This window comes from Microvirga roseola, assembly GCF_020866965.1.
In the GTDB taxonomy this organism is placed as follows: Bacteria; Pseudomonadota; Alphaproteobacteria; order Rhizobiales; family Beijerinckiaceae; genus Microvirga; species Microvirga roseola.
In genome coordinates this window covers 1-411 of the sequence record NZ_JAJATX010000210.1, presented here as the reverse complement: position 1 = coordinate 411, position 411 = coordinate 1, and the positions used below count along the sequence as shown (strand labels likewise).

Here is a 411-nt window from a genome sequence, read left to right as displayed (position 1 = left end):
TAGTCGGCCCTGAACAATGCCGTTTGATCAGGCGGCAATTGGATTCCAGGGTTCGTGGGACGTATCCGGTTGCGCCGATGAACTGATCAGGGCTGCAATGAGCCAGGCGACAAAAAGCCTGAGCCAGTTCAGGACCAGGCGCAGATTGTGCCCGGCCGCCACCAGCAGCGCGTCCATCGCGTCGCCGGCCGATCCGAGCAGGTGATTGCGCCCCAGCCGCCCGTCCGCCTTCATGTGCCCGATCATCGGCTCGATTGCAGACCGGCGTCTCAGCTCCCGTCTCATGGTCGGTGTGAGGCCGCGGCGCTGGCCGGCGATGAACACCCGCTCCTTCTTGTCGTAATCGTGCCCGCGAAAGCCGCGGTCAACATAAACCCGCTCTGGCTCGACGCCGGTCAGGGCGATCACTTG

1 protein-coding gene is annotated in these 411 nt (G+C 64.0%); it reads right to left on the bottom strand.

Features of this window, described 5'->3' with window-relative positions; genetic code table 11:
• Positions 1-27: 27 nt before the first annotated feature.
• Positions 28-411: transposase (locus tag LG661_RS24920; RefSeq protein WP_230534672.1), on the bottom strand; the 384-nt coding region annotated here is incomplete at its 5' end.